At 39.2% G+C, this 8,465-nt stretch carries 9 protein-coding genes; all 9 read right to left on the bottom strand.

Annotated features, from left to right (window positions below; genetic code table 11):
- Positions 1-178: 178 nt before the first annotated feature.
- Entirely contained in the window at positions 179-1,549 is a 1,371-nt protein-coding gene (locus D6734_02535) for a sigma-54-dependent Fis family transcriptional regulator (protein RMF97274.1), read from the bottom strand.
- 133 nt (positions 1,550-1,682) lie between these two features.
- Entirely contained in the window at positions 1,683-2,234 is a 552-nt protein-coding gene (locus D6734_02530) for a 2-oxoacid:ferredoxin oxidoreductase subunit gamma (GenBank protein ID RMF97273.1), read from the bottom strand.
- Positions 2,235-2,263: 29 nt separating this feature from the next.
- The gene (locus D6734_02525; GenBank protein RMF97272.1) at positions 2,264-3,082 is read right to left on the bottom strand and encodes a 2-oxoacid:ferredoxin oxidoreductase subunit beta; all 819 of its coding nucleotides are present in this window, start codon (positions 3,080-3,082) and stop codon (positions 2,264-2,266) included.
- A 2-nt stretch (positions 3,083-3,084) separates the two neighbouring features.
- Complete coding sequence (locus D6734_02520; GenBank protein ID RMF97271.1) at positions 3,085-4,218, bottom strand: 2-oxoacid:acceptor oxidoreductase subunit alpha; 1,134 nt, start codon at positions 4,216-4,218, stop codon at positions 3,085-3,087.
- Positions 4,219-4,311: 93 nt separating this feature from the next.
- Positions 4,312-4,515: a 4Fe-4S dicluster domain-containing protein gene (locus D6734_02515; protein ID RMF97270.1), complete on the bottom strand. Its 204-nt coding sequence runs from the start codon at positions 4,513-4,515 to the stop codon at positions 4,312-4,314.
- A gap of 38 nt (positions 4,516-4,553) precedes the next feature.
- Complete coding sequence (gene sucD / locus D6734_02510; protein RMF97269.1) at positions 4,554-5,426, bottom strand: succinate--CoA ligase subunit alpha; 873 nt, start codon at positions 5,424-5,426, stop codon at positions 4,554-4,556.
- Positions 5,427-5,459: 33 nt separating this feature from the next.
- Entirely contained in the window at positions 5,460-6,620 is a 1,161-nt protein-coding gene (locus D6734_02505; protein RMF97268.1) for an ADP-forming succinate--CoA ligase subunit beta, read from the bottom strand.
- Between the two features lie 18 nt (positions 6,621-6,638).
- Positions 6,639-7,340, bottom strand: a complete 702-nt coding sequence (locus tag D6734_02500; protein ID RMF97267.1) for a succinate dehydrogenase iron-sulfur subunit — start codon at positions 7,338-7,340, stop codon at positions 6,639-6,641.
- 2 nt (positions 7,341-7,342) lie between these two features.
- The coding region (locus tag D6734_02495; protein ID RMF97266.1) for an FAD-binding protein at positions 7,343-8,465 on the bottom strand (1,123 nt) is incomplete at its 5' end.

Below are 8,465 nucleotides of genomic sequence, written 5' to 3'. Positions count from 1 at the left end.
CTTTTTTATATTTTTTTATATCAGATCTATGACATATCCAGTGACATTTTTTCAATAAGTGCAAAATTTGCATATAAAAAATAAATTACCCGATAACATATTGATTTACTTAGAAAAATTGAGGAGATGAAAATAGTGCAAAATTTGCACTTATGTGCAAATTTTGCATCAAAGAATATCAAATAGCAAGATTATATTTTTTCAACTTATACTGAAGTGTTCTCAAACTTATTCCTAACAAGTTAGCCGCTTTTTTTCTATTCCCATTCGTTAATTGGACCGCTTCAAAAATTGCTTGTTTCTCTCTTTCTTTAAGTGAAAGAAATTTTCTAACATTTCTTGTATCTTCTACACCACGAGTCATTCTTCCCTCAGAAATTTGCTCAGGCAAATCTTCTAATTTTATCTCATCCGATTTTGACAAAACTACAGCCCTCTCAATTATATTTTTGAGTTCCCTGACATTCCCCGGGAATGAATATTCTTTCAGTGCCTCAATTGCTTCAGGGCTTATTGATTTTATCTCTTTATCATATTTAACTACAAATTTATGGAGAAAAGCTTCCGCAAGTTGTGGAATGTCCTCTTTCCTTTGCCGCAAAGGAGGTAATGTCATTCTTATTACATTCAATCTATAAAAAAGGTCTTCTCTAAATTCTCCTCTTTTACAGAGCTCCTCGAGGTTTTTATTCGTTGCCGCTATGAAACGCACATCTACAGCAATCTTCTCCAAGCCACCGACTCGACTAACTTTTTGTTCTTCGAGTACTCGAAGAAGGTCAACCTGATTTGTTAAACTCAATTCCGCAATTTCATCTAAAAAAAGGGTCCCTTTGTTTGCCTGCTCGATTCTTCCCTTCTTTCTTTGGACAGCGCCTGTAAAAGCTCCCTTTTCATGTCCAAAAAGTTCACTTTCAATAAGATTTTCAGGTAATGCACCACAATTTAAGGCAACAAAAGGCATATTATTTCTATGGCTTCTCCGATGTATTGCCCGGGCAACTAATTCTTTCCCTGTCCCGCTTTCTCCTTCCAACAAAACAGTAACATCAGTAGGTGCTATTTCATCAATTAGCTTATAAACCATCTTTATCTTTGGACTTGTACCTACTATTTCATCATTCTGAGAATCAATCTTAAGTAGTTCTTTTAATCTTTTATTCTCATCCAAGAGTTTATGTTGTTGAACGAGTTTTGAAAGGTAGCTTTTGAAATAGCTCAAATCTAAAGGATATTGAAGAAAATCCTGCGCTCCCTTTTTTAGTGCTTCCGTGGCAGAAGATATTGTAGCTTCAGAGGAAAGTATAATAACATCTGTAAACGGACTATTAGATTTTATATAATCTAATAATTCAATACCGCTGCATCCCTTCATATTTAGGAAGGTGAAGACAATATCATAATGATTTTGATCAATCAAAGTTTTTGCACGGCTACTGTCATTACAGCATAATAACTCAAACCTTGAAGCATCAAAGCAGGGAGTTAATTCATTTATGGTAGAAAGGTTTTCAGTTATAAGAAAAACCGATATTTTTTTTTCAGGCATATAAATTTTTAGCTACCGTCTTTAAAGAGTCTATATGCCCTCAAATTTTAATCTATTGAGAAGATTTCGACAATAAGACTCTTTATCCAATTCTTATCTTCTATATGAGAGAGGACCAATTACAGCTTAATCCCTACACACCGGCAGCATTAAATCCTTCTTCCAAAGCCCTTTTATTTAGGTCTTTAAAGGCAGCTGGTACGCGGGCAAGGACTGCTTTTTCTATAGCTTCCCTTGAGACAACACCGCTTGCGCCTACCAATACGCCCAAAGCAACAATATTTGCCGTAATAACCTTTCCTACTTTTTTTCGTGCAATATCAATTATAGGAACTTTAATAAGTTTTCCGCATTTATCCTCAGGCACATTTTTGACAAGGTCTTGGTCAACAATAAGAATGCCATCGCTTTTAAGATCAACGACATACTTATCTAATGCCTTCTGTGTTAATGCGAGAAGAACATCGATTTTTGTAGCTTTAGGAAAATCAATCTTCTCATCGCTAATAATCACATCGGATTTACTTGCACCACCTCTTGCCTCCGGTCCGTAAGACTGGCTTTGCAAAGCATATTTGTTCTCATAAATCGCCGCAGCTTCGCCCAGAATAACGCCTGCAAGAATTAATCCCTGACCACCTGAACCGCTCAATCTTATCTCAGTTTTACTATTATTTGTAGCCATTTTTATATTAACCTCTTTTTTTATAAACTTTACTTTGCAAGACTTTGCGCTCTATCGATTAAAAGCTGATATTGTTCTGTATATTCAGGTTTCTCTATGTCAACAAAAACTCCAATTGGAATCTTACCAACTTTCTCTTCATCGCTCATTTTGTCATATTTAACCTTTGGAATACAGTTTTCCTTCATCCAGTTCATCATTATTACAGGAGTTGGCTGTTTATTCCTTCTGCCAAATGAAGTAGGACAAGGATTCAATACCTCAACCACTGAAAATCCCTTCTTCCTGAGAGCTTGTTCAATCAGTTTATCCAAAGGCACAGCATGATAAACTGTCCCTCTGGCAACAAAGCTTGCACCTGCAGCAGCAGCAAGATTACATACATCGAAAGGCGGCTCGATATTTCCATAAGGTGCAGTAGTTGCAAATTTTCCTTGTGGTGTTGTTGGAGAATATTGTCCTCCTGTCATACCATAAATATAGTTGTTATACACTAAAACAGTCATATCAATATTTCTTCGAGCCGCATGAATAAAATGGTTGCCACCTATTGCCGTTGCATCACCATCTCCGGTAACTACAATAATATTCATTTCAGGCTTTGCCATCTTAACGCCTGTGGCAAAAGGAAGTGCCCGTCCATGAGTTGTATGAAGGGTATTGAAATCAAGATAGCCCGGTGTCCTGCTTGAACATCCTATGCCCGAAACCATAGTGATATCATCATTTTTTATACCTACTCTATCAATAGCTCTCATAACAGATTTCATTGCAATTCCATATCCGCATCCCGGACACCATATGTGCGGAAACTTGTCTATTCGCATATACTTTTCATAAATACTCATTTTTAGCTAAGCTCCTTTATCTTATCAAGTATCTGCTGTGGCACTATTGTTTCTCCATCAGCCCTATTTACTCCAACGATATTTATGTCTTCCTTTGGTGAAACTCGTTTTACTTCTCCGATTATCATACCAAGATTAACTTCCGGCACTATAACCTTTTTTACCTTACTCACCATCTCTCTCGTTTTATCATCTGGGAAGGGCCAAAGGGTAATTGGCCTGAATAATCCTGCTTTTATGCCTTCTTCTCTCGCCTGCTTTACAGCCGCAATTGCAGAGCGTGCAGTAGAACCATAAGCATAGACAAGTATTTCCATATCATCTGTCATATATTCTTCCCATGTCAATATATCATCAAGATGATTCAATAATTTATTCATTAATCTCTCTTCATCTTTTTGAACAAGTTTAGAATCATTCGTCGGGAAGCCAGTGGCATCATGATTCAACCCTGTAACATGGAAGCGATATCCTTCTCCAAAGGCAGGCAGTGGATTGACTTCATTGTTAAGGTCGTAGGGCAAATATTCTTCAGGTTTGCAGGTTGGTTTTTTTCTATTTACAATTTCAAGTTCAGAAGGATCAGGAATCTCAATTGCTTCTCTCATATGGCCAACGACCTCATCAAGGAGAAGAATAACAGGTGTTCTGTATTTTTCTGAAAGATTAAAAGCGCGGACTGTGAGATGAAATGACTCCTCAACTGACCACGGGACCAACGCAATAATAGGATGGTCACCATGGGTCCCCCATCTTGCCTGCATTACATCGGATTGGGAGGTGCAGGTCGGTAGCCCAGTACTGGGACCGCCTCTCATTACATTTACAACTACAACAGGAACTTCTGTAATACATGCAAATCCAAGATTTTCCTGTTTTAGCGAAAATCCCGGACCACTCGTAGCTGTTATCGATTTCGCCCCTGCCAATGATGCTCCTATGACCGCCCCCATCGATGCTATTTCATCTTCCATTTGAATAAATTTACCACCAACCATCGGAAGCCTGCGTGAAAGGACTTCGGCAATTTCTGATGACGGTGTAATAGGATAACCGGCGAAAAACTTAACACCTGCCGCCAAAGCGCCTTCTGCACATGCCTCGTTACCTTGTAAAAAAACTTTCTTTTTAGCCACCTTTTTTCATGCCTCCAGAGTTTATGTAATCTATAGAAACGATATTCTAAGCATTCATTAAAAGATAGAATATCTCAACACATATTATTTTTTCTATCCCTCATTTTCAATAACTTCTATTGCAAAATCGGGACATCTTATTTCACATTGCCTGCAAACAATGCATTTATCAAGCTGTTTTACCACAGCTACTGCCCCATTCATTTCCAGCACCTCTGTGGGACAGAAAGCAACACAGATTTCACATCCTTTACACCATTTTTCATTAATTCTAATTTCTTTTGCCGTCTTTGCCATTTATTTAACCTTTATCAATGTTAATAAATTTACTCCAATTAACCTTTTAAGGCAGCTTCCATTGTTTCACCAATAGATGAGGGATCAGGCGACACTGCAATACCTGCCGCTTTAAGAGCAGCCATCTTTTCTTGGGCTGTTCCTTTTCCTCCTGATATAATAGCTCCTGCATGACCCATCCTTCTTCCGGGAGGAGCAGTTTGGCCTGCAATAAATGCCACTACCGGCTTTTTAACATTATCTTTGATAAATTCTGCTGCTTCTTCTTCTGCCGTTCCGCCAATTTCACCAATCATTACAATCCCTTCGGTTTGTGGATCATCAGAGAAGAGCTTCAAAAGATCAATAAATTTTGAGCCGATTATTGGATCACCACCGATTCCAATACATGTCGACTGCCCCAGCCCCCTATTTGTAAGCTGTGCTACAGCTTCATAAGTAAGGGTTCCTGACCTCGATATAACACCTATACTTCCTTCCTTATGAATAAAACCCGGCATAATTCCAATCTTACATTTACCCGGTGAAATTATTCCAGGACAATTGGGTCCAATTAATCTGACATTCTTACCCTGAATATATTCATATGCCTTTACCATATCCAATGTTGGAATGCCCTCAGTAATACACACTATCACCTTTACTCCTGCATCAGCTGCTTCCATTATGGCATCAGCCGCAAAAGGAGGAGGTACAAATATTGCTGAAGCATTTGCACCTGTCTCTGCGACTGCCTGTGATACAGTATTGAATACAGGGACTCCCTGATGCACTGTGCCGCCTTTTCCAGGAGTTACACCTGCAACGACTTTTGTCCCATATTCAATCATTTGTCCTGTATGGAATGTACCTTCTCCACCTGTAATTCCTTGAACAACCACCTTTGTGTTTTCATCTATAAGTATGCTCATATTCCCTAATCTCCGTTAACCTTTTTAGTTTTTTTACTTAATAACTGAAACAACTTTCTCAGCTGCATCTTTGAGGCCATTTGCAACAATAAAGTTAAGCTCAGATTTTTCTAAAATCTCAGAAGCTTCCTTTGCATTTGTGCCCTCCAGTCTGACAACTACAGGCACATCGATTTTGACCTTTTCACTTGCCTCGATTACTCCTTGAGCCACTCTGTCACAGCGGACAATTCCGCCAAAAATGTTAATCAATACTGCTTTTACATTCTTATCTGACATAAGAATTCTAAAGGCATTGGCAACTCTTTCAACATTTGCTCCACCGCCTACATCAAGAAAATTTGCGGGTTCTCCTCCGGCAAGTTTAATTATATCCATTGTTGCCATTGCAAGTCCGGCTCCGTTGACCATACAACCCACATTACCGTCAAGTTTTATATAATTGAGATCATACTTGGATGCTTCTATCTCTAATGGTTCTTCTTCATCAAAATCCCTCAACTCCTCGATTTCCTTATGCCTGTATAGGGCATTGTCATCGAAATTCATCTTGGCATCAAGAGCTATAACATCATTCTGTTTCGTCACAACTAGAGGATTTATTTCAGCAAGGGATGCATCTGTTGCAATAAACGCATTATAAAGAGCCATTATGAATTTGGAAGCTTTGCCTACCTGCTCTTTTGTCAAATTAAGCCCAAAAGCAAGTTTTCTTGCCTGAAAGGGTTGAAGCCCAACTCTTGGATCAACATATTCCTTCAACAGTTTTTCAGGTGTCTCAGCCGCAACTTTTTCAATCTCCATTCCGCCTGCTTCACTTGCCATAATAACAGGCCTCGATGTTGCGCGGTCGATGACGATACCCAAATAAAGTTCTCTATCAATATCTGCCCCTGCTTCAACAAGGACTCGCTTTACTTCTTTCCCTTCAGGACCTGTTTGATGTGTTACAAGATTCATTCCCAATATACTTTTTGCATGCTCAAAAGCCTCATCAGGGGATTTAGCTAATTTTACGCCTCCTCCCTTTCCTCTGCCACCTGCATGAATCTGTGCTTTGACTACACAAATACCGCCTCCTAATTCTTTTGCTATGTCTTTGGCTTCAGCAGGAGTATAAGCCACAGCACCCTGCGGCACAGCTACACCAAATTTCTTTAATATTTCTTTTGCTTGATACTCATGAATTTTCATTCTCTTACCTCATCTCCCTTACAGTTTAGAAGCAAGCACAAATCTCTTAAGTTCTGATATTGCCTGCGTAATGTTAATCTCCTTTGGACAAACCTCGTTACAATTCAATATGGTATGACATCTCCAAAGTCCATTTCTGTTATTTACAATTTGAATCCTTTCTTCTTTTCCCTCATCTCGGCTGTCAAGAATAAAGCGATGTGCTTTAAGAAGAGCAGCCGGACCTAAATAGTCTTTGTTATACCAATATGACGGACAGGATGATGTGCAGGAACCGCAAAGAATACATTTAACCGGATCATCTATCTTGTCTCTGTCTTCATTGCTTTGATAACGCTCTTTATCGGGCGGGGGCGTATTATTTATAAAGTAGGGTTTTATCTTTTCAATATTCTTGAAGAAGGGATCCAAATCAACCACAAGATCCTTTATGACAGGAAACTCGAGTAATGGTTCAATCGTTGCCTTGCCCCCTTTTAAATCCTTGACAAGTTTCTGGCAGGCAAGAGCATTCTCGCCATTTATTCTTACTGCATCAGAACCACAAACTCCGTGAGCACAGGATTTCCTGAAGGTCAATGTGCCATCCTGCTCCCATTTTACCTTGTTGAGACAGTCGACAACTCTGTCCATTTCATCTACTTCGACCTTGTAAGTTTTGTAGTAAGGTTTATTATCCTTTTCAGGGTCGTATCTGTATATTGTTAAGGTAACTTCCATTTTTAATATCTCCTCTCCTTAGGTTCAAACTGGGTAATGGATACCTTTTTATAATCGATCTTGATTCCATCTTCTGTCTTATAAGCCAATGTATGCTTAAGCCAATTGGCATCATCTCTATTTGGGAAATCCTCTCTGTAATGAGCACCGCGGCTTTCCTGCCGATTAAGAGCGCAATCGACAATCACTTCAGCCAGATCCAGCATACAACCGAACTCTATCGCTTCAAAAAGGTCAGTATTGTAAGCTGTTCCTTTATCTGAAATAGAAATATTTTCATATCTCGAACGAAGTTCTTTCAAATGTTCTTTGACTTCTTTTAATCCCTTTTCTGTTCTGAAAACCGAGCATTTGTCCATCATTGCTTCCTGCATCGATTTTCTTATATCACCAAGTTTCTCCGTTCCCTTCCCATTTCTAATTTTATCTATTTTCTCCTTTGTCCTATCAAGGACATCTTCCGGCAATGGCTCAAGCACTGCTGACCTGAGATATTCTCTTATAGCCTTGCCTGCTCTTCTTCCAAAAACAACAGTATCAAGGAGAGAATTCGTTCCCAGTCTGTTTGCTCCATGCACAGATACGCAGGCACATTCACCTGCAGCATAAAATCCCTGCACTGGCGTATTGTTTCCATCGATGATGACTCTTCCATCATTATCGGTGGGGATTCCACCCATTGCATAGTGGGCTGTTGGTTGGACAGGAATTGGTTTTTCTGCAGGATCGATACCAAGATAAATTTTACAAAAATCTGCTATATCAGGCAATTTGAGCTGAATCTCCTCTTTCCCGAGATGCGTTAAATCAAGATGGACATAATCCTTACCATCGATTCCTCTTCCTTCCCTTACTTCAGTATATATGGACCGGGAGACCATATCACGAGGAGCGAGATCTTTTATTGTTGGCGCATATTTTTCCATAAACCTTTCGCCTTTGCTGTTATATAAGATTCCTCCCTCACCTCGTGCCGCTTCAGTAATCAATATTCCCAGTTTATATAGCCCTGTTGGATGAAACTGGACAAATTCCATATCTTCAAGTGGAAGTCCTGCATTGTAAACAATGCTCATCCCATCGCCTGTTGAAGAATAAGCGTTTGATGTTGTCTTAAATATCTTT

This window comes from Candidatus Schekmanbacteria bacterium (genome assembly GCA_003695725.1).
Taxonomy (GTDB): Bacteria; Schekmanbacteria; GWA2-38-11; order GWA2-38-11; family J061; genus J061.
The sequence above is the reverse complement of the archived record's forward strand: the minus strand, read 5'-3'. Positions and strand labels throughout refer to the sequence as shown.

What these genes read in the sequence shown, in the direction of transcription:
- D6734_02535 (RMF97274.1), bottom strand. Translation starts at nt 1,549, where the DNA reads ATGCCTGAAAAAAAAATATCGGTTTTTCTTATAACTGAAAACCTTTCT.
- D6734_02530 (RMF97273.1), bottom strand. Translation starts at nt 2,234, where the DNA reads ATGGCTACAAATAATAGTAAAACTGAGATAAGATTGAGCGGTTCAGGT.
- D6734_02525 (RMF97272.1), bottom strand. Translation starts at nt 3,082, where the DNA reads ATGAGTATTTATGAAAAGTATATGCGAATAGACAAGTTTCCGCACATA.
- D6734_02515 (RMF97270.1), bottom strand. Translation starts at nt 4,515, where the DNA reads ATGGCAAAGACGGCAAAAGAAATTAGAATTAATGAAAAATGGTGTAAA.
- sucD (RMF97269.1), bottom strand. Translation starts at nt 5,426, where the DNA reads ATGAGCATACTTATAGATGAAAACACAAAGGTGGTTGTTCAAGGAATT.
- D6734_02505 (RMF97268.1), bottom strand. Translation starts at nt 6,620, where the DNA reads ATGAAAATTCATGAGTATCAAGCAAAAGAAATATTAAAGAAATTTGGT.
- D6734_02500 (RMF97267.1), bottom strand. Translation starts at nt 7,340, where the DNA reads ATGGAAGTTACCTTAACAATATACAGATACGACCCTGAAAAGGATAAT.